The sequence below is a fragment of the Caulobacter sp. GW821-FHT12F03 genome (assembly GCF_058806855.1).
On sequence record NZ_JBXAQC010000001.1, the window covers coordinates 765,798 to 784,259 of the forward strand.

Consider the following 18,462-nt stretch of genomic DNA (forward strand, 5'->3'; position numbering starts at 1 on the left):
GAGACCCGTTAGACCCGACGACATGAAGCGCCTGACCGTCCTTCTCGCAGCCCTGATGCTGTCCACCGCCCTCCCGGCGGCGGCGCAGGCGCAGGAGTGCACCAAGGGTCCGATCGGAAAGGCCTGCCGCGAGGCGCGCCAGATCGGCGGGCAGGGCGGGGGCGACCGTGATCGGTATCCCGGCGGCGGACGCGGCAACTCGCTCGGCGACGGCTGGGCCCCCCGCGAGGACGACGCCCGCGAAGGCGTTCGCGGCGGCCGGCTGGTGCCGCTGGAAAGCGTGATCCGCAACATCGCCCGCTCGACGCCGGGACGGCTGCTCGACGCCGGCCTGGAAGACCAGGGCGGCCGGCCGATCTACCGCGTGCGGTGGCAGGCGGCGAACGGACAACGAATCGACTTCATCGTCGACGCCCGGTCGGGCGCGATCATCGGCAGAAACTGAGGCTCCGTATGCGCATCCTGCTTGTCGAGGATGATCCCGACCTGTCGCGCCAGCTGAAGCTGGCCCTCGGCGACGCCGGCTACGCCGTCGACCACGCCGCCGACGGCGAGGAAGCCCACTATCTGGGCGAGGGCGAGCCGTATGACGCGGTGATCCTCGACCTGGGCCTGCCCAAGATCGACGGCGTGTCCGTGCTCGAGCGCTGGCGTCGCGACAACATCGCCATGCCCGTGCTGATCCTGACCGCGCGCGACAACTGGAGCCAGAAGGTCGCCGGGTTCGACGCCGGGGCCGACGACTATCTGACCAAGCCGTTCCACACCGAGGAGCTGCTGGCGCGGTTGCGGGCGCTGCTGCGCCGCTCGGCCGGGGTGGCCACGCCGAACCTGGCCTGCGGCGGGCTGCGGCTCGACCCGCGGTCGGCGCGCGCCAGCGTCAACGGCGAGCCGCTGCGCCTGACGTCGCTGGAATACCGGCTGCTGCACTACATGATCATGCACCAGGGCCGGGTGATCAGCCGGACCGAGCTGGTCGAGCACCTGTACGACCAGGATTTCGACCGCGACTCCAACACCATCGAGGTGTTCATCGGCCGGGTGCGCAAGAAGATCGGACCCGACCGCATCGAGACCGTCCGCGGTCTGGGCTACCGGCTGACGCCGCTGCCCGGAGAGACGACCGAGTGAAGCTTCCCGCGATGGGCCGCCGGTCGCTGGTCGGCCGGCTGGTGCTGCTGGCCACCGGCTGGAGCCTGGCGGTGCTCATCGTCACGGGGCTGTCGCTGACGGCCTTCTTCCAGCAGGCGGCGCTGAGCCGGTTCGACCTGGGGCTGGTCGACCTGATCCAGGGCCTGAACGCCGGGGTCAGCGTCGAGGACGGCAGGGTCGTCGCCCCCGCCCTGACCGACACCCGCGCCCTGAGGGTCTATTCCGGCCGTTACTGGCAGATCGCCGAGCCAGGCCCGAACAACAGCATCAGGATCATCGTCCAGTCGCGCTCGCTGTTCGACCAGGACCTGAAGATTCCGGCGACCGTGGTGGCCGAGATCGCCGCCAGGCCGGCCGTGCAGGTGTTCTACGGGGCCGAGGGACCGCTCGACCAGCCGCTGCGGGCGACCGCCATGCAGGTCGAGCTGGCCGGCCGGAAGACGCCGGTGATCCTGATGGCCGCCGAAGACAGGTCGCCTGTCGACCGGGAGGCGCGACGGTTCGCCGCACTGACCGCCGGGGCGCTGGTGATCATGGGGGCCGGCATCCTGGCGGCCGTATTCATCCAGGTGCGGGTCGGGCTGCAGCCGCTGTTCCGGCTGCGGGGCGAGGTCGCCGACGTGCGCAAGGGCAAGATCGAGCGGATCGTCGGCGAGTACCCGACCGAGCTCGAGCCGCTGGCCACCGAACTGAACGCGCTGGTCGCCCATAACCAGGACGTGGTCGAGCGCCAGCGCACCCATGTCGGCAATCTGGCGCATGCCCTGAAGACCCCGATCTCGGTCATGCTGACCGAGGCCGTGCAGCAACCCGGACAGCTGGCGGACGTGGTGTCGCGGCAGGCCGAGGCCATGCGCGGCCATGTCGAACATCATCTGAGACGCGCCCGCGCCGCCGCGCGCAGCCAGAGCCATGGCGAGCGAAGCCTTGTGGAGCCTGTGGTCGACGAGCTGGCGGTGACGCTGGAGCGGATCTTCCAGGACAAGGGCGTCGAGATCGACTGGCGCTGTCCGGAGGACCTCTGCTTCCGCGGCGAGCGCCAGGACCTGCAGGAGATGGCCGGCAACATCATGGAAAACGCCGGCATCTGGTCGAAGGGGAGGGTGCGTGTGACCGCCTCGGCCGTTTCGCCCGAGCGGCTCGTCATCACCGTCGAGGACGACGGCCCCGGCCTGCCGGCCGACCGGCGCGAGGAAGTGCTCAAGCGCGGGGCGCGGCTGGACGAGAGCGCGCCGGGCTCGGGCCTGGGGCTGGCGATCGTCGACGAGCTGGCGCGGGCCTATGGCGGATCGCTGGTGCTGGGCGACTCGGCGATGGGCGGCCTGAAGGTCGAGCTGGGCCTTCCGCGCGCCGAAACCTGAAACACGCATTTCGGGAACCGTTAACCCAATTCGGCCAGTCTGATGCGGGGGCTCAGCCGCCCTCGGCGGCAGAGGCTCATGCCCGAACTCTCCCCACAGAAGATCGCGATGCTCAAATCGCTCGTGTCGGCGTCGCCGGACGAGCTCGTTCGCACGCTCGAACACGCGATCAGCCTCGACGGCGTGAACGGCCCGCTGGCCGCCATCGGCGCCATGGTCGAGGCCGAGGCCGCCGAACGGGCGCTGCGGTTCGCCGTGCTGATTCCGGTCGCGCCGTTGTTCCGCTCCGCCGGACCGCCGGGCGCGCCGGCCTGGCCGCGGGCGGCCCTCAAGGCGCTGTGGGCGGCGCTCGTCGCCGAGTCGCCCGCGCTGGTGCGGGACGCCGCCGACGCGCTTCACTATCTCGAACCCGATGATCCCCAGCCGGAGGTGTTCGACGTCCTGTGCCTGCAGGCCGCGAAGGGGCTGGAGGCGCGCGACACGCCCGAGTACGCCCTGGCGGCGTCGCTGTGCGACAGCGTCACGCCGGGCGGGGCCGCCGAGGCGGCGCTGTGCCTGCACATGGCGCCCATCGTGCGGCCGATCGCCGTGCGCCTGGGCGACTGGATCCAGCGGATGACCAGCGAGCGGCGGGCCACCGCGCGGCTGGCCTATCGCGACGCCACCGCCCTGGCGGACGGAGCGGGGCCGCTGATGTTCGAGATGCTCGCCGCACACATGAAGCAGCCGTCGATGATCCTGCGGATCATATCCGCCGTGATGGATCATCCCACCGAGCGGTACATGGCCGGGTCCGAGCTGGCGCGCTTCGGCGAGCGCACCCTGGACGAGATCGAGGCCGAGCTGAATCGTCTGCGCGCCATGAAGCCGGCCGCCGGCGTACAGGCCGGCCGGGAGGCCGGCGCGGCCGTGCAGCGGGCCATCGACGCGGCCGGCGAACTGGAAGAATCGGTCCAGCTGTCGCGCGACGCCGCCTGGGGACAGCGCCTGACGAAGCTCAAGCAGGGCGTCGCCTCCACGGTCGAGGCGCGGCTGCGCGAAATCGACGAGGCCGCGGCCCATGCGCTGCCGACGCAGAAGCTGCGCTACAGCGCGCGCCTGACGCGCACGGCGCCGTCGTTCAGCGAACCGCCGGACGAGCCGTCCGTGACCTGGGCCATGGGCCTGCTGACGTTCGCCGACGCGGTGCGGCCCTGCGCGCCCGACGGCGGCTTCGGGTCCGTGCGCGCCAAGGTGCTGGAAACGCTCGGCAAACGCATCGACCAATATGTCGAGGACGTTCTCGAACAGCTGCGTCTGGGCGACATCGAGGACGACGAGCGGGCGCGGGAGTTCCTCGGCGTGGCCGCCAACCTCCTGCAGCTGGCGCGTGACGACAGGAGCGCCGCCATCGTCCGGCGGCGGGCTGCCGCAGCCTGAGACATCGCGCTTTGATCCAGCCCCTCGCGCCGGGGCGCGCGATCCGCTAACACCCGCCTCATGTTCGCATTCTGGATCGCCGCAGCGGCCCTTTCAGCAGCAGTCGGCTGGCTGATGCTTCGCGGCGCGCGCGTCGCATCGCTCCGCGCCGTCGGCGAAGACCCCGCCCTGGCCGTGCATCGGCGCCAGCTGGCCGAGATCGATGATCTGGCCGCGCGCGGCCTGCTGCCCGAAGGCGAGGTCCGCACCGCCCGCGCCGAGGCCGGACGCCGGCTTCTGGCCGCCGCTGACGCCCAGCCCGCCGTGGGCAATCCCGCCGCGGGCCGCCGGCTGGTGGTCGTGCTGGCCGCGATCCTGCCGCTGATCGCCGTCGGGCTGTACTGGGTCACCGGCGCCCCGGGCGCGGCCGACCAGCCGTTCCACAAGCGGCTCGCCGAGTGGCGTCGCAGCGATCCCTCGACGCTTGATCCCCCGCGCATGGCCGCGCTGATGCGGACCATCGTCGTCGAGCGGCCGACCGATCCCGAAGCCTTCAAGAACCTGGCCCTGGCCGAACTGGCGTCCGGCGACGCCATGGCCGCGTCGACCGCCCTGCGTCGCGCCGTGGCCATCGCCCCCCGCCGCGCCGACCTGTGGGCCGCGCTGGGCGAGACCTTCATGGCCGAGGCCGACGGCCAGGTCGGCGTCGACGCGCGCGCCGCCTTCAACGAGGCGCTGAAGATCGATCCGGGCTCGCTGAGCGCCCGCTATTTCCTGGCCCGGGCCGACATCGCCGACGGCAAGGTCGAGCAGGGCCTCGCTGGCTGGCGCGCGCTGCTGGCCAGCCTGCCCGCCGATGACCCCTCGCGCGCCGCCCTGGCCGGCGAGATCGCCGCCGTCACCAGGGCCGGCGGCCTGCCCGAGACCCGCCAGGCCGCGCCCGCCCGGCCCGACGCGGCGCAGATCCGCGGCATGGTCGAGGGGCTGGAGAAGCGGCTCGGCGACGACGCCGACGATCCGCAGGGCTGGGTCCGGCTGGTGCGCGCCTGGTCCGTGCTGGGCGAGACCCAGCGCCGCGACGCCGCCCTGGCGAGGGCGCGCGCCCTCTACAAGACCCAACCCGACATTCTCAAAGCGCTCGACGAGGCCGCCCAATGAGCTTCTGGCCGAAATCCCGCACCGCGCGGCGGCGGCTGACCATCGTGCTGGCCGTGGCGCCGGTGCTGGCCCTGGCCGCCGGCCTGACGCTGTGGGGCCTGCGGGACTCGATCTCGCTGTTCTACACCCCGTCCCAGGCCCGGGCGGCCAACGTCGCGCCCGGCCGGGCCGTGCAGCTCGGCGGCCTGGTGCTGCCCGGCAGCGTGGTCAAGCATCCCGACGGGCGGGTCGAGTTCGTCATCTCCGACAAGACCGACACCGCCCCGGTGACGTTCCAGGGCGACCTGCCGGATCTGTTCCGCGAAGGCCAGGGCGTGGTCGCCGAAGGCACGTTCGACGCGTCCGGGACCTTCAAGGCCAAGCAGGTGCTGGCCAAGCACGATGAGAAGTACATGCCGCGCGAAGTGGCCGACGCCCTCAAGAAGCAGGGTGAATGGCGTGGAAGCGGGGCCGCTCCGGCCTACGGCAAGCCATGACCGCTGAACTCGGCGCCTTCGCGCTGGCCCTGGCGCTCGCCCTGTCGCTGGCGCAGACCGTGCTCGGCCTGGTCGGAGGGCGCCGACCCGCGCTCGCCGGCGCGGGCGAGGGCGCGGCCATCGGAACCTTCCTCGGCGTGGCGGCCGCCTTCGTCGCCCTGGTGACAGCCTTCGTCACCTCCGACTTCTCGGTCGCCAACGTCGCGGCCAATTCCCACACCGCCAAGCCGCTGCTGTACAAGATCGCCGGCAGCTGGGGCAGCCACGAGGGCTCGATGCTGCTGTGGTGCCTGATCCTGACCGGCTACGGCGCGGCCGTGGCCGGGTTCGGCAAGGGCCTGCCCGCGGGGTTGAAGAGCCGCGTGCTGGGGGTGCAGGGCCTGCTGGGCGTGCTGTTTCTCGCCTACACCGTGTTCGCCTCCAACCCGCTGGCGCGGCTGGCCAGCCCGCCGATCGAGGGTCGGTCGCTCAACCCGCTGCTGCAGGACCCGGCGCTCGCCTTCCATCCGCCGTTCCTCTACCTCGGCTACGTCGGCTTCTCCGTGGTGTTCTCGTTCGCCGTGGCCGCCCTGATCGAGGGCCGGGTGGACGCCGCCTGGGCCCGCTGGGTGCGGCCCTGGACGCTGGCGGCCTGGAGCTTCCTGACCGTCGGCATCGCCCTGGGCTCCTTCTGGGCCTACTACGAGCTCGGCTGGGGCGGCTGGTGGTTCTGGGACCCGGTCGAGAACGCCTCTTTCATGCCGTGGCTGATCGGCGCGGCGCTGCTGCACTCGGCGATCGTCACCGAGAAGCGCGGAGCGCTGTCCGGCTGGACCCTGTTCCTCGCCCTGGCGGCCTTCACCTTCTCGATGCTCGGGGCCTTCCTCGTGCGGTCGGGCGTGCTGACCAGCGTGCACGCCTTCGCCGTCGACCCGACGCGCGGCGTGCTGCTGCTGTCGATCCTCGGCGTCTCGTCGGGCGCGGCCTTCGCCCTGTTCGCATGGCGCTCGCCCGCCCTGGCCCCCGGCGGCGTGTTCGCCCCGGCGAGCCGCGAGAGCCTGATCGTGCTCAACAACATCCTGCTGACCGCCGCGACCGGCGCGGTCATGTTCGGCACCCTCTATCCGCTGATCTACGAGGCCTTCGCGGGCGCGCCGATCACCGTGGGGCCGCCCTACTTCAACCTGGTGTTCGGCGCCCTGATGGGCCTGGCCATGCTGATCCTGCCGTTCGGACCGCTGACCGCCTGGAAGCGGGGCAATGTCGTCGACAGCGCCGCCCAGCTGCGGCTGGCCGGCGCGGTGGCGGTGCTGGTCGGCTTCCTGGTCTTCGCCCTGATGAGCCCGCGCAAGGCGATGGCCAGCGGCGGCGTTGCGCTTGGCGCCTGGGTCATCGCCGGGGCGGCCAGCGAGATCGTCCAGCGGACCCGCGCCTTCAAGGCCCCCTGGGCCGAGGTCCGACGCCGCCTGACCGGCCTGCCGCGCGGGTCCTGGGGCATGACCCTGGCCCACGCGGGCCTCGGCGTGTTCATCCTGGGCGCCTGCTTCGAGACGGCCTGGAAGGTCGAGGCGGCCGAGGCCCTGTCGATCGGCGGCCAGCTGCGGCTGGGCGGCTTCGAGCTGACGCTGAAGGAGGTCGGCACGGTCGACGGACCCAACTACATCGCCGAACGCGGCGAGCTGGTCGTGACGCGGGGCGGGGCGCCCGTCTGCACGCCGGCGCCCGAGCGCCGGTTCTATCCCGCCGGCAAGCAGAGCACCTCGGAGGTGGCCCTGTGCAATCTCGGCTTCAGCCAGGTCTACACCGTGCTCGGCGAGCGCCGGGCCGGGGTGAACGGCGAACCGGCCTGGCTGGTGCGCAGCTACTACAATCCCTGGGTCCAGCTGATCTATCTGGGGCCGTTGCTGATGGCGCTGGGCGGGCTGCTGAGCCTGTCCGACCGCCGGCTGCGGTTCGCCGTGGGACGCAAGCCATGAGACGTCTGCTGCTCGCCCTGGCCGCCCTGATGCTGATGGCCGGCGCCGCCTCGGACCCGTCCGAGCGGCTGAAGGATCCGGCCCAGGAGGCGCGCGCGCGGCATCTGTTCACCGAGATCCGCTGCCTGGTCTGCCAGAACGAGTCGATCGACGACTCCGACGCCGAGCTGGCCGGCGACCTGCGCAGGGTCGTGCGCGAGCACATCGCCGCCGGCCGCACCGACGCCGAGGTGAAGGCCTTCATGACCGATCGCTACGGCGAGTTCGCGCTGCTCAAGCCGCGGTTCAACTGGGCCAACGCGCTGCTCTGGCTGGGGCCGTTCCTGGCGGCGCTGGCGGGGCTGGGGCTGCTGCTCGCGCGATTCCGGCCGCGGGAGCCGACCCCGGCGCTGTCCGGCGATGAAGAAACCCGCCTCGCGGCCTTGCTGGACGACGAGTCCGCATGACACGATTGCGCCGTGATCCGGCCCCAAGAAGCGCCTTGTCGGATGACGAAAAGATAACTGGAGAGCGGTGACGCTCTCTGGCATCGAAAACACTCAGCAGAGCCCGCCCGGGCGGGACAGGAACGGAACACAGATGGTCGCCAGGAAGACCGGTTTCTTTGTGGGCGCCGTCGCGGGCGTGGGCGTCGCCTGCGCCGCGCTGGCCGGCGTGGGATTGCGTATGTCGCCGGCGCAGGCGGCCGAAGCGCCGCAGCTGGTGCGGACATCGTCCGCCGGCCCGGCCATGTTCGCCCCGCCGCCCGGGGCGCCGCTGTCGTTCGCCGACATCTTCGAGAAGGTCTCTCCCGCCGTGGTGTCGATCGACGTCACCTCGCGGGTCGACGCCAACGCCCTGCGCCTGCCCAACTTCCCGCTCGGGCCGAACGGCAAGCCGGGCGACCCGGACCAGGACGGCGAGCACAACGAGAACGGCGCCAACGGCCGTCCTCGGCAGCAGTCCTCCGGCTCGGGCTTCCTGATTTCGGCCGACGGCTACATCGTCACCAACAACCACGTCATCGAGGGCGCCGACGAGATCAGCGTCACGCTGAAGGACGGTCGTGAACTCAAGGCCAAGCTCATCGGCCGCGACGAGAACACCGACCTGGCCGTGATCAAGATCGAGGGCAGCGGTTTCACCTTCGTGACCTTCGAGAACGCGGCCAAGCCGCGTGTCGGCGACTGGGTCATCGCGGTCGGCAACCCCTTCGGCCTCGGCGGCACCGCCACGGCCGGCATCGTCTCAGCCTACGGCCGCAACCTGAACGACGAAAGCTCGACCTACGTCGACTACGTCCAGATCGACGCGCCGATCAACCGGGGCAACTCGGGCGGCCCGACCTTCGACACCTACGGCCGGGTGATCGGCGTCAACAGCGCCATCTTCTCGCCGACGGGCGGCTCGGTGGGCATCGGCTTCGCCATTCCCGCCGACGTCGCCGACGGCATCACCAAGCAGCTGATCGCCAACGGCAAGGTCGTGCGCGGCTACATCGGCGCGCAGATCCAGAACTTCACCCCGGAGATGAGCGAAGCCCTCGGCATGGGCAGCGTCAAGGCCGCCGTGGTCAAGGCGGTCACGCCGGGCGGTCCGGCCGCCAAGGCCGGGCTGATGGTCGACGACATCGTGCTGTCGGTGAACGGCGTGAAGGTCGAATCCTCCACCGCCCTGACCCGTGAAGTCGGGCGCGGCGCGGCGGGCTCGCTCCTGCGCCTGGAAGTGTTGCGCGACGGCCGTACGCGGTTCATCGACATCCGCTCCGGCGTCCGCCCGTCCAACGAGGAACTGGCCAGTTCGCTGCGTCCGGACTCGGACGGCGGCGCGGGCAACGGCGGCAAGGCGCCGAGCGCGCCCGGCGTCACCCGCGTCCAGGTGCTCGGCATGGGCCTGGTCCCGCTCGATACGGCCGGCCGCCGCCGCTATGGCATCGCGGGCGACGTCCAGGGCGTGCTGATCGACAGCCTGCGGGCCGACTCCGACGCCGCCGAGCGCGGCATCGCCGTGGGCAACGTGATCACCTCGGTGAACCTGAAGGCCGTGCGCACGCCGGCCGACGTGGCCGCCGCGGTCGACGCCGCCAGGAAGGCGGGCCGTCCGACCATCCTGCTGTCGGTGCTGTTCAAGGGCCAGCTGGCCTCGGTTCCCGTCAAGGTGAACTAGCACGACGATCCGCCTCCGGGACCCGCGCCGACGGCGCCGGTCCCGGAGGATATCGTTCCTGCCCCGGCACGGATTCCGGCGGGGCGACGCATTACACTATCGTATGTTGAGATCGCCGCCGCCCGCGGAGTAGGGTCCGTCTGTCGGCGGATTCCCGTCGCCGACCCTGGCGGGGCTAATGATGCGAATCCTGATTATCGAGGACGATCTCGAAGCGGCCGAGGCGATGTCGCGCGGTCTGTCCGAGGCCGGCTATGACTGCACCCACGCGCCCGACGGCGCGGCAGGGCTGGCCGAGGCCCAGAAGCGCGGCTTCGACGTGCTGATCGTCGACCGCATGATGCCCAAGATGAACGGCGTGCAGGTGGTCGAGACCATCCGCCGCGAGGGCGACGCCACCCCCGTGCTGTTCCTGTCCGCGCTGGGCGAGGTCGGCGACCGCGTCGACGGGCTGAAGGCCGGCGCCGACGACTATCTGGTCAAGCCCTACGCCTTTCCCGAGCTCATCGCGCGGGTCGAGGCCCTGTCGCGCCGTCGCGAGACGGGGGCGGTCGCCACGACCCTCAAGGTCGGCGAGCTCGAGATGAACCTCATCGCCCGCACCGTGCACCGCGGGACCACCGAGATCGACCTGCAGCCGCGCGAGTTCCAGCTTCTGGAGTTCATGATGCGCCACGCCGGCCAGTCGGTGACCCGCACCATGCTGCTGGAGAAGGTCTGGGAGTATCACTTCGACCCGCAGACCAACGTCATCGACGTGCACATCTCCCGCCTGCGCTCGAAGATCGACAAGGGCTTCGACCGCCAGATGCTGCAGACCGTGCGCGGCGCCGGCTACCGGCTCGACCCGTAGGAGGTCGGCGGCGAGCTCATGCGCCTGCCCCGGATATTCCGCACCACGCCGTTCCGGCTGACGCTGCTGTTCCTGGCCATGTTCGCGGCCGCGGCGGCGGCCTTCCTGGCCTATGCCTACCTGGCCACGGCCGGGGAGGTGACGCGGCGGGCCGACGACGAGATCCGCCGGGAGATGAACTCGCTGGAGGCCATCTATCGCCGCGGCGGCTCGCCGGCCCTGAACCAGGCGCTGATCGAGCGGGCCGTGGGCGAACGGCCGTTCCTCTACCTGCTGCTCGACCGCAAGGGCCAGAAGATCACCGGTTCGATCGAGGAGTCGCCGATCGGCAAGGAGACGGCGCCGGGCGAGAACTGGACGACCTTCCAGGTCACCGACACCGACCTTGACGGGGGCGAGGTCAAGCGGCCGGCGCGGGGGCTGCAGGAGCGGCTCGAGGGCGGCGAGGTGCTGTTCGTCGGGGCCGACGTCGGCGAGTCCGAGGGGTTCGTCACCGGCATCGTGCGGGCCCTGTGGGGCGCCGGGGCGCTGGTCATCCTGCTCGGCCTGGCCGGCGGGGTGATGGTCAGCCGCAACGTCAGCCGCCACATGGCCGGGCTCAACGACACCATCGCCGCCGTGCGCGCCGGCGACCTGAAGGCCCGGGCGCGGGTGCGCGGCGCGCGGGACGAATACGACGAGCTCGCCAGCGGCATGAACGAGATGCTCGACCGGCTGGAGCGGTCGATGGGCGGGCTGCGCCACGCCGGCGACGCCATCGCCCATGACCTGCGCTCACCCCTGACGCGCCTGCGGGCGCGCATGGAGGCGGCGCTGATCGAGGTCGAGGCCGGCAAGGGCGATCCGAAACAGGCGCTGATCCAGGCCCTCGACGACGCCGACAACGTGCTGACCACCTTCAACGCCGTGCTGGCCATCGCCCGGCTGCAGGCCGCCGGCAGCGCGCCGGACCAGACCCTGTTCGATCCCGGCCAGCTGGCCGCCGATATGGCCGAGCTCTACGAGCCGCTGTGCGAGGAAAAAGGCATCGACTTCAAGGCCGAGCTGATCCCGCGCCTGACCGTCAAGGCCGCCCGGCCGATCCTCGCCCAGGCCCTGGCCAACGTGATCGACAACGCCATCAAGTACACCCCGGTCGGCGGGGCGGTGATGATGCGGGTGCGTCGCCGTTCGTCGGGCGAGATCGAGTTCTCGGTGACCGACAACGGCCCCGGCGTGCCGATGGAAGACCGCGCCCGCGTGGTCCAGCGCTTCGTGCGGCTTGAGAACAGCCGCAGCGAACCCGGCTCGGGCCTCGGCCTGTCGCTGGTCGCGGCCGTGGCCGAGGCGCACGGCGGCCGGCTGGAGCTGGACGAGGGCCCCGGCGAGTACGACGGCTTCGGCCCGGGCCTGCGCGTGGCGATCGTACTGCCGCGGGTGGAGTAGTTGAATTCGAGGCCGTGTCGGCGATCTGCGACCCGGCCTCTGACGCGCTGGTCTCGCGGCTCCGTCGCGCGCACTCTGGACGGATGACTCGCCTCGCCGACCGCCTGCGCCCCTGTGGACCCGTTCTTGACGCCAAGGCCGCCGGGCGCGCCCATGAGGTGCTGCAGGCGCGGATCGGAGGGGAGGCGCTGGACACAGCCTGGCCCGCGCTGGCGCCGGTGTTCGGGGCCTCGCCCTATCTGGCCTCGCTGGCGCGGCGGCGGCCGGCGGCTTTGCGCGAGACGCTGGAAAGCGATCCCGTCGAACGCCTGGCCGGCATTCTCGACCTGGCCCGTGCCCAGGCCGACGAGCCGGACGACGAGACCGGCCGGCGGGTGCTGCGCGAACTCAAGGCCGACCTGCACCTGCTGACGGCCCTGGCAGATCTGGGCGGCGTCTGGGGGCTGGACGCGGTCACCGGGGCGCTGGCCCGGTTCGCCGACGCCGCCCTGCACGCCGCGGTGGCCCTGACCGCGCGGGCCGAGATCGAACGCGGGCGGCTGGTCGCCGTTGAGCCCGGTCCCGCCGGGCCGATCCCCGGCCTGATGATCATCGCGCTGGGCAAGCACGGCGCGTTCGAGCTCAACTACTCCAGCGACATCGACATCAGCTTCTTCTACGAGCCCGAGCGCCTGCCGCTGGCCGAGGGCGTCGAGGCCGGCGACGAGGCCGTCCGCATCGCCCACGGCGTCGCGCGCACGCTGCAGGACCGGACGGCCGACGGCTATGTGTTCCGCGTCGACCTGCGGCTGCGGCCGGACCCGTCGTCGACGCCGCCCGCCGTCCCGGCGCCGGCGGCCTTCGCCTACTACGAATCGGTTGGCCAGAACTGGGAGCGGGCGGCCTTCATCAAGGCGCGGGCGGCGGCCGGCGACATCGCGGCGGGCGAGGCCTTCCTCGAGGAGCTGCTGCCGTTCGTCTGGCGCAAGAACCTCGACTTCGCCGCCATCGCCGACATTCACTCGATCAAGCGGCAGATCCACGCCTGGAAGGTCGACGACCGGCTGACCGCCAAGGGCGCCGATCTGAAGCTCGGCCGGGGCGGCATCCGCGAGATCGAGTTCTACGTCCAGACCCAGCAGCTGATCCTCGGCGGACGGCATCCGGACCTGCGCTCCAACCGCACGCTGGACGCCCTGGCCGCGCTGGCGCTGGCCGGCCACGTGACCCAGGCGGCGGCGACCGAGCTGACCATCGCCTATCACGCCCTGCGCGCGCTCGAGCACCGGACGCAGATGCTGGCCGATGACCAGACGCACAGGCTGCCAGAGTCCGACGCCGACCGGAAACGGGTCGCCGCCCTGTGGGGCCATGACAACCTGCGCAGCTTCGACGCCGCCGTCGGCAAGATCCTGCGCGGCGTCAACGCCATCTACGGCGATCTGTTCAAGGGCGAGGAGGAGCTGTCGTCGCGCTTCGGCAGCCTGATCTTCACCGGCGTCGAGGACGATCCCGAGACGCTGGCCACGCTCAAGCGGATGGGGTTCTCCAACCCGCCGCAGGTGTCGCAGACCATCCGCCGCTGGCATCACGGCCGGATCGCCGCCACCCGCACCGAGCGGGGCCGTGAGCTGTTCACCCGGCTGGCGCCGCGGCTGCTCGACGCGGTGCAGGCGACCGGCGCGCCGGACGCCGCCTTCAACCGGTTCGCCGACTTCTTCAGCGGCCTGTCCTCGGGGGTGCAGGTGCAGTCGCTGTTCCTCGCCCAGCCGAAGCTGTTCCAGCTGATCGTCGAGGTGATGGCCTATGCGCCGCAGCTGGCCCAGACGCTGGCCCGGCGGCCGGCGGCGCTCGACGCCCTGCTCGACAGCGCCTTCTTCCAGCCGTTCGAGGCGGGCCAGGGCGAGGCCTGGTTCAACCGCGCCCTGGCCGAAGCCGAGGGCTTCGAGGGGGCGATGGATGCGGCGCGGCGGGTGCACCGCGAGCAGGCCTTCCGCGTCGGCGTGCAGGTGATGAGCGGCACGGCCAGCGCCGCCCAGGCCGGGGCCGCCTTCGCCGAGCTGGCCGACCTGTGCATCAAGGGGCTGTCGGTCGCCGCCCTCGCCGAGACCGAACGGCAGGCCGGGGCGTTCGACGGCGAGGTGGCCGTGGTGGCGCTGGGCAAGTGCGGCGGCCGCGAGATGACGGCCCGCTCCGACCTCGACCTGATGACGCTCTACCGGTCCAACGATCCCGCCGGGATGTCGGCCACCAAGGGCTGGAGCGCCGACACCTTCTACGCGCGCTTCACCCAGCGGCTGATCGCGGCCCTGTCGGCCCCGACGGGCGAGGGCGGCCTCTACGAGGTCGACATGCAGTTGCGCCCGACCGGCAGCAAGGGGCCGGTGGCCGTCAGCCTGAACGCATTCGAGACCTATTACGACCGCGAGGCCGAGACCTGGGAGATGCTGGCCCTGACCCGCGCACGCGTCGTCTGGTCGAGCTCGGCCGCCTTCGCCGACCAGGCCGCGCGGGCGATCGAGACGGCGCTGCGCCGGCCGCGCGATGCCGCGCGCACGGCCGCCGACGTGCGCGAGATGCGGGCGCTGCTGGAGGCCGAACGGCCGCCGTCGGGCTTCTGGGACCTGAAGCTGACGCCCGGCGGGCTGGTCGATGTCGAGTTCGCGGCCCAGCACCTGCAGATCGTCCATGCGGCGGCGGGCGGGCCGCTGGCGCAGAACACCGGCGACGCCCTGGCCGCCCTGTCGGCGGCCGGACTGGGCGACGCGGCGGCCCTGACTGATCTGGCCGAGGCCTGGACCCTGCAGCAGGACCTGTCGCAGCTGCTCAAGCTGGCGCTGGAGGACTCCGCCGATCCCGACGCCGAACCCAGGGGGCTGCAGGCCCTGCTGGCCCGGGCGGGCGGCACGCGGACGCTGAAGGCCCTGCGCAAGCGGCTGACGGAATCCCGCGACAGGGCCCGCGCGGCGTTCGAGGCGATCACCCGCGCCTGAGGCGACGGAAGCCGCGCGGCGGGGCGTTCAACCGTCGGGGTGCATAACGGAGCAAGCCGCACATGAAGACGATTCCCCTGGCCGCAGTCCTGCTGGCCCTGTCCGCCGGCGCCGTCCTGGCCCAAGGCGCCCCCGGGGCCCGTATGGACGCCAACGGCGACGGCAAGGTCAGCCTGGCCGAATTCAAGGCCGCCCGCGTCAAGATGATGCTCAGGGCTGACGCCAACAAGGACGGCAAGCTGTCGAAGACCGAGCTGGACGCCGGCATGGCGGCCATGCGTCAGGGCGGCGGCCAGGGCCAGGGCGGCGGCCGCTCCGGGATGATGTTCGGCATGATGGACGCCAACAATGACGGCTTCCTCACGCGGCCGGAAATCGAGAAGATGGTCGAACGGCGCTTCCAGCGGTCCGATGTCAACGGCGACGGCGCGCTGAGTGCGACGGAGCTGGCCGCGATGCGCAGCGGCGGCATGGGCGGCCGGGGTGGCGGCGGTCATTGATCCAGCGTCTCGCCAGGCGGCGGGCCGGGGGGCGCGCTGGCGGCGTGGGGAACAGTTTGGCGACGGGCGGCGATCCGGACCAGGAACTGATCGTGCGGGTGGGGCGCGGCGATCCGGCGGCCATCCAGGCGCTGGTGGGCCGCAAGCTGCCGCGCATGCTGCAGCTCGCCCACCGCATGCTGAACGACGCCGCCGAGGCCGAGGATGTGGCGCAGGAGGTCTTCCTGCGCGCCTGGAAACAGGCGCCGACCTGGGTTCCGGGCGCGGCGCGGTTCGACACATGGCTGCACCGGGTCGCGCTGAACCTCTGCTACGACCGGCTGAGACGCCGCCGCGAGGTGGCGATGGCCGAGCCGCCGGAACAGGTCGACACCGGCCCGGCGGCCGACCGGGGCCTGCTGGCCCGCGATACCGGCCTGCGGGTTTCCGCCGCATTGGCGGACCTGCCCGATCGTCAGAGAGAAGCGGTGGTGCTCTGCCACTACCAGGACTTGAGCAATATCGAGGCCGCCGCCCTGATGGGGGTGACGGTGGATGCGCTGGAAAGCCTGCTGGCGCGGGGGCGACGGGCCCTGCGCGCCGCGCTGGCCGACCTGAGGGAGTAGGACGATGACCCTGGAACGCTTCCGGACGCTTGCCGAGGCCTATGGCGGCTCGCTGAGCCGCTGGCCCGCGGCCGAACAGGACGCCGCCTTCGCCCTGCTGGCCGCCTTGCCGGACGAGACGGGCGGGATCCTGGCCGAGGCGCGGGACCTCGACGACAGTCTCGACGCGGTCGAGCGGCCATCGCCGGGCCGGGCCCTGCGCCAGGCCGTAGTCGCCGCCGCGCCGCGGGAACGGACGGTCCGGACGCCCGCCCGCCGCTGGTTCGCCGGCGCCGGGGTCGGCCTGGGCCTGGCCGCCGTCGCCGTGGCCGGCATCCTGATCGGCGTCAATCTGTCGGTGACCAGCGCGGGCGAGGACGCCGTGCTGCTGGCGGCGGTCTACAGCGCCGGCCTGGCCGACGACGCGGGAGGGGATTCGTGAGCCATCGCCGACTGCTCTACGGCCTGCTCGGGTCGCTGGCCCTCAACCTGTTTCTGGTCGGGCTGGGCGTCGGCGCCTGGGCGCTGGGGCCAAGACTGATGCAACCCGCTCCGGTGGTCGTCCAGGGGCAGGGGCGCGCGCCGCTGCCGTTCTGGGCGTCGGCCCGGGCCCTGTCGCCGCAATATCGGCCGGCGTTCAACGCCGTCCTGCGCAAGGCCCTGATGGACAAGGTCGGCGATGTCCGCGAGGCCCGCGCGATCAAGCGCCGGGCGTTCAACGCCATGGCCTCCGACCATTTCGACGCCGAACAGGTGGCCGCCGACCTCGATCGCGCCCGCGCGCTGGAGGTCGGCGCCCGGGCCCGGCTGGAGCGGGACATGGTCCTCTTCGCCGCCACCCTGCCGCCGGAGGAGCGCGCCAACCTCGCCGAAGCGATGCGGGCGGCGATGAACCGGATGGTCAACGAGCGCTTCCAGCGACAATGGGAGGCGCGCCAGCAGGACGCGGTCCCGACGGAGGCGCCGGCGCCCGCGGCCGGGCCCTGAGTCTCCGCGTCAGACCGGCGCGTCGATGTCGAGGATCGCGCGGGTCAGCACCGAGGCGCTGGTCCCGCTGTCCGGCCCGAGCATCGGAGTGATGTCGAGGCGCAACTCGATGCCCTTCGTGCCGGCCGGTCCCCAGACCCGGTCGAGGTTGATGCGATAGGCCAGGGCCTCGAAGCAGACCCCCATCGGAATGGCGAAGATGGTGTCGTGGAACACCTGCGCGCCGTCCGACATGCGCCTGGCCGAGACGGTGATCATCGACGACTTGCCGGGGTCGCACGCGATCTCGATGAACCCGGCGGCCCGCACGGAGGGCCGGTCGGCCAGGTCGGCCGGAATGCGGATCACCCCGGCGTTGGGCGCAACGACCTTGGCCGCCAGGGCGTAGCGCTGCCGGCGGGACGAGGCCGGGCGGGCCGGCGGCTCGAACGGCGGCGGCAGGGAGGAGTCCTGCGGATAGCTGTAGCCGAGAGTGAACGGGTCGACCGTCTGACCGATCGTCATGGCCGGCGCGGGCCTGCCTTCGGCGTCCAGGAGGCCTTCCAGCACTTCGTCGCGCCAGGCCTGGGGATAGACCTCGCCCGGGTTGCGGGCGCGCCAGAGGGCCCAGCTGCGATCGATGTTGGCGTGGTGCAGCCAGAAGACCGGGTCGTTCGGCGCCCGCTGCAGGTCGTTCATGTCGCCGCCGACGAAGCCGTGCATCAGGTTGTGGCCGCTCCACTCGGCCGAGCCGGCCATGTAGCGCGGACCGCCGTCCTGACCGCCCGGATCGCGCGGCGCGCCGAAATAGGCCGCGAACGGGTCGTCCAGCTTTGAGGTGAACCAGCGGCTGTCCATGACCATGCCCGGCGGCGCCGTGCGGTTCGGCATGACGAAGGCCGGGTCGGTGTAGAAAATCTGCGGAAACGGGTCCCAGCCCCAGTCCCAGTAGGGCAGGGCGAAGTCGGCCTTGCCGCTGACGCGGGCGACCATCTCCTCGAAATGCAGGATCAGCAGCCGGTGCCAGGGCAGGAATCGCCAGGACGTGTGCTGGCGGTTGCGCATGTCGGCGTGGACCGCGACCTGGGCCTGCCACAGGCCGTTGGCGCGCAGGATCGGCACGGCCCGGCGCAGGGCGTCGAGGTCGGGATCATCCGGCCGCATGGAGCCGATGGACCGCCGGACGCGCAGGGCGCCGGCGCCGCGCGCCGTCGAGGCGAAGGGCGCGGCGGCGAGGCCCGTCGCCGCGAGGCCGGTCAGGATCGTGCGCCGGTCAGGTTTCAGAACGCCCCGCATGGCGTGAGTGGATGGCCGCCCGCGGTGGGTGTCAAACCCGTTCTCGCGACGGGCGGTCCCAGGCCGCGATCACACCCTCGACGTCAGGGGACTGGTCAAGCTGTGCCCCGGGGCGGCTTGCCCTGTCCCCTGATCGCGCTGGCGGGGACAGGTTATCCAGTCCCGAGGGACAGGATAACCTGTCCCCTTCGGCTCCGATGGGTTCGGCCCCTAAGCCGCGA

The 18,462-nt window shown here is 72.0% G+C and carries 17 protein-coding genes; 16 read left to right on the top strand and 1 reads right to left on the bottom strand.

Features of this window, described 5'->3' with window-relative positions; translation table 11 throughout:
• Positions 1 to 22 precede the first annotated feature (22 nt).
• From AC1RN0_RS03755 to AC1RN0_RS03830, 16 genes are all read left to right on the top strand, one after another.
• A complete protein-coding gene (locus AC1RN0_RS03755; RefSeq protein WP_492786088.1) occupies positions 23 to 445 on the top strand; it encodes a PepSY domain-containing protein in 423 nt (140 codons plus the stop codon).
• Between the two features lie 8 nt (positions 446 to 453).
• Positions 454 to 1,131 (top strand): response regulator transcription factor, encoded by a 678-nt coding sequence (locus AC1RN0_RS03760; RefSeq protein ID WP_492786089.1) that lies wholly within the window; start codon positions 454 to 456, stop codon positions 1,129 to 1,131.
• Complete coding sequence (locus tag AC1RN0_RS03765) at positions 1,128 to 2,513, top strand: sensor histidine kinase (RefSeq protein ID WP_492786090.1); 1,386 nt, start codon at positions 1,128 to 1,130, stop codon at positions 2,511 to 2,513. Before AC1RN0_RS03760 ends, AC1RN0_RS03765 begins: the two co-directional genes overlap by 4 nt.
• A gap of 108 nt (positions 2,514 to 2,621) precedes the next feature.
• Entirely contained in the window at positions 2,622 to 3,932 is a 1,311-nt protein-coding gene (locus AC1RN0_RS03770; protein ID WP_492786091.1) for a hypothetical protein, read from the top strand.
• Between the two features lie 60 nt (positions 3,933 to 3,992).
• Entirely contained in the window at positions 3,993 to 5,069 is a 1,077-nt protein-coding gene (gene ccmI / locus AC1RN0_RS03775) for a c-type cytochrome biogenesis protein CcmI (RefSeq protein WP_492786092.1), read from the top strand.
• Positions 5,066 to 5,545, top strand: coding sequence for a cytochrome c maturation protein CcmE (ccmE, locus tag AC1RN0_RS03780; RefSeq protein WP_492786093.1), 480 nt, complete (start codon positions 5,066 to 5,068; stop codon positions 5,543 to 5,545). The genes ccmI and ccmE overlap by 4 nt, the downstream gene beginning before the upstream one ends.
• On the top strand, positions 5,542 to 7,500 hold the full coding sequence (locus AC1RN0_RS03785) for a heme lyase CcmF/NrfE family subunit (protein WP_492786094.1): 1,959 nt from the start codon (positions 5,542 to 5,544) through the stop codon (positions 7,498 to 7,500). The genes ccmE and AC1RN0_RS03785 overlap by 4 nt, the downstream gene beginning before the upstream one ends.
• Positions 7,497 to 7,946, top strand: coding sequence for a cytochrome c-type biogenesis protein (locus AC1RN0_RS03790; protein ID WP_492786095.1), 450 nt, complete (start codon positions 7,497 to 7,499; stop codon positions 7,944 to 7,946). The genes AC1RN0_RS03785 and AC1RN0_RS03790 overlap by 4 nt, the downstream gene beginning before the upstream one ends.
• A gap of 133 nt (positions 7,947 to 8,079) precedes the next feature.
• Positions 8,080 to 9,645 (top strand): trypsin-like peptidase domain-containing protein, encoded by a 1,566-nt coding sequence (locus tag AC1RN0_RS03795; protein ID WP_492786096.1) that lies wholly within the window; start codon positions 8,080 to 8,082, stop codon positions 9,643 to 9,645.
• A gap of 181 nt (positions 9,646 to 9,826) precedes the next feature.
• Positions 9,827 to 10,498, top strand: coding sequence for a response regulator transcription factor (locus AC1RN0_RS03800; protein WP_492786097.1), 672 nt, complete (start codon positions 9,827 to 9,829; stop codon positions 10,496 to 10,498).
• A gap of 18 nt (positions 10,499 to 10,516) precedes the next feature.
• A complete protein-coding gene (locus tag AC1RN0_RS03805; RefSeq protein ID WP_492786098.1) occupies positions 10,517 to 11,923 on the top strand; it encodes a sensor histidine kinase in 1,407 nt (468 codons plus the stop codon).
• Positions 11,924 to 12,006: 83 nt separating this feature from the next.
• The gene (locus tag AC1RN0_RS03810) at positions 12,007 to 14,895 is read left to right on the top strand and encodes a bifunctional [glutamine synthetase] adenylyltransferase/[glutamine synthetase]-adenylyl-L-tyrosine phosphorylase (protein ID WP_492786099.1); all 2,889 of its coding nucleotides are present in this window, start codon (positions 12,007 to 12,009) and stop codon (positions 14,893 to 14,895) included.
• 62 nt (positions 14,896 to 14,957) lie between these two features.
• Positions 14,958 to 15,395 (top strand): EF-hand domain-containing protein, encoded by a 438-nt coding sequence (locus AC1RN0_RS03815; RefSeq protein WP_492786100.1) that lies wholly within the window; start codon positions 14,958 to 14,960, stop codon positions 15,393 to 15,395.
• 56 nt (positions 15,396 to 15,451) lie between these two features.
• Positions 15,452 to 16,000: an RNA polymerase sigma factor gene (locus AC1RN0_RS03820; protein ID WP_492786101.1), complete on the top strand. Its 549-nt coding sequence runs from the start codon at positions 15,452 to 15,454 to the stop codon at positions 15,998 to 16,000.
• A gap of 4 nt (positions 16,001 to 16,004) precedes the next feature.
• Positions 16,005 to 16,421 carry a hypothetical protein gene (locus tag AC1RN0_RS03825; protein WP_492786102.1) on the top strand — a complete coding sequence of 139 codons (417 nt, stop codon included), beginning with the start codon at positions 16,005 to 16,007 and terminating at the stop codon, positions 16,419 to 16,421.
• The gene (locus tag AC1RN0_RS03830) at positions 16,418 to 16,966 is read left to right on the top strand and encodes a periplasmic heavy metal sensor (RefSeq protein ID WP_492786103.1); all 549 of its coding nucleotides are present in this window, start codon (positions 16,418 to 16,420) and stop codon (positions 16,964 to 16,966) included. Before AC1RN0_RS03825 ends, AC1RN0_RS03830 begins: the two co-directional genes overlap by 4 nt.
• 9 nt (positions 16,967 to 16,975) lie before the next feature.
• Here the strand turns inward: AC1RN0_RS03830 and AC1RN0_RS03835 are convergent, their stop codons facing one another.
• Complete coding sequence (locus AC1RN0_RS03835) at positions 16,976 to 18,241, bottom strand: tyrosinase family protein (protein ID WP_492786104.1); 1,266 nt, start codon at positions 18,239 to 18,241, stop codon at positions 16,976 to 16,978.
• Positions 18,242 to 18,462: the final 221 nt, after the last annotated feature.

Bases quoted from the DNA above. Each gene is read 5' to 3' on its own strand.
- AC1RN0_RS03810 (WP_492786099.1), top strand. From the start codon at position 12,007: ATGACTCGCCTCGCCGACCGCCTGCGCCCCTGTGGACCCGTTCTTGAC.
- AC1RN0_RS03805 (WP_492786098.1), top strand. From the start codon at position 10,517: ATGCGCCTGCCCCGGATATTCCGCACCACGCCGTTCCGGCTGACGCTG.
- AC1RN0_RS03795 (WP_492786096.1), top strand. From the start codon at position 8,080: ATGGTCGCCAGGAAGACCGGTTTCTTTGTGGGCGCCGTCGCGGGCGTG.
- AC1RN0_RS03760 (WP_492786089.1), top strand. From the start codon at position 454: ATGCGCATCCTGCTTGTCGAGGATGATCCCGACCTGTCGCGCCAGCTG.
- ccmI (WP_492786092.1), top strand. From the start codon at position 3,993: ATGTTCGCATTCTGGATCGCCGCAGCGGCCCTTTCAGCAGCAGTCGGC.
- AC1RN0_RS03825 (WP_492786102.1), top strand. From the start codon at position 16,005: ATGACCCTGGAACGCTTCCGGACGCTTGCCGAGGCCTATGGCGGCTCG.
- AC1RN0_RS03785 (WP_492786094.1), top strand. From the start codon at position 5,542: ATGACCGCTGAACTCGGCGCCTTCGCGCTGGCCCTGGCGCTCGCCCTG.
- AC1RN0_RS03815 (WP_492786100.1), top strand. From the start codon at position 14,958: ATGAAGACGATTCCCCTGGCCGCAGTCCTGCTGGCCCTGTCCGCCGGC.
- AC1RN0_RS03755 (WP_492786088.1), top strand. From the start codon at position 23: ATGAAGCGCCTGACCGTCCTTCTCGCAGCCCTGATGCTGTCCACCGCC.
- AC1RN0_RS03770 (WP_492786091.1), top strand. From the start codon at position 2,622: ATGCTCAAATCGCTCGTGTCGGCGTCGCCGGACGAGCTCGTTCGCACG.
- AC1RN0_RS03835 (WP_492786104.1), bottom strand. From the start codon at position 18,241: ATGCGGGGCGTTCTGAAACCTGACCGGCGCACGATCCTGACCGGCCTC.
- AC1RN0_RS03790 (WP_492786095.1), top strand. From the start codon at position 7,497: ATGAGACGTCTGCTGCTCGCCCTGGCCGCCCTGATGCTGATGGCCGGC.
- ccmE (WP_492786093.1), top strand. From the start codon at position 5,066: ATGAGCTTCTGGCCGAAATCCCGCACCGCGCGGCGGCGGCTGACCATC.
- AC1RN0_RS03800 (WP_492786097.1), top strand. From the start codon at position 9,827: ATGCGAATCCTGATTATCGAGGACGATCTCGAAGCGGCCGAGGCGATG.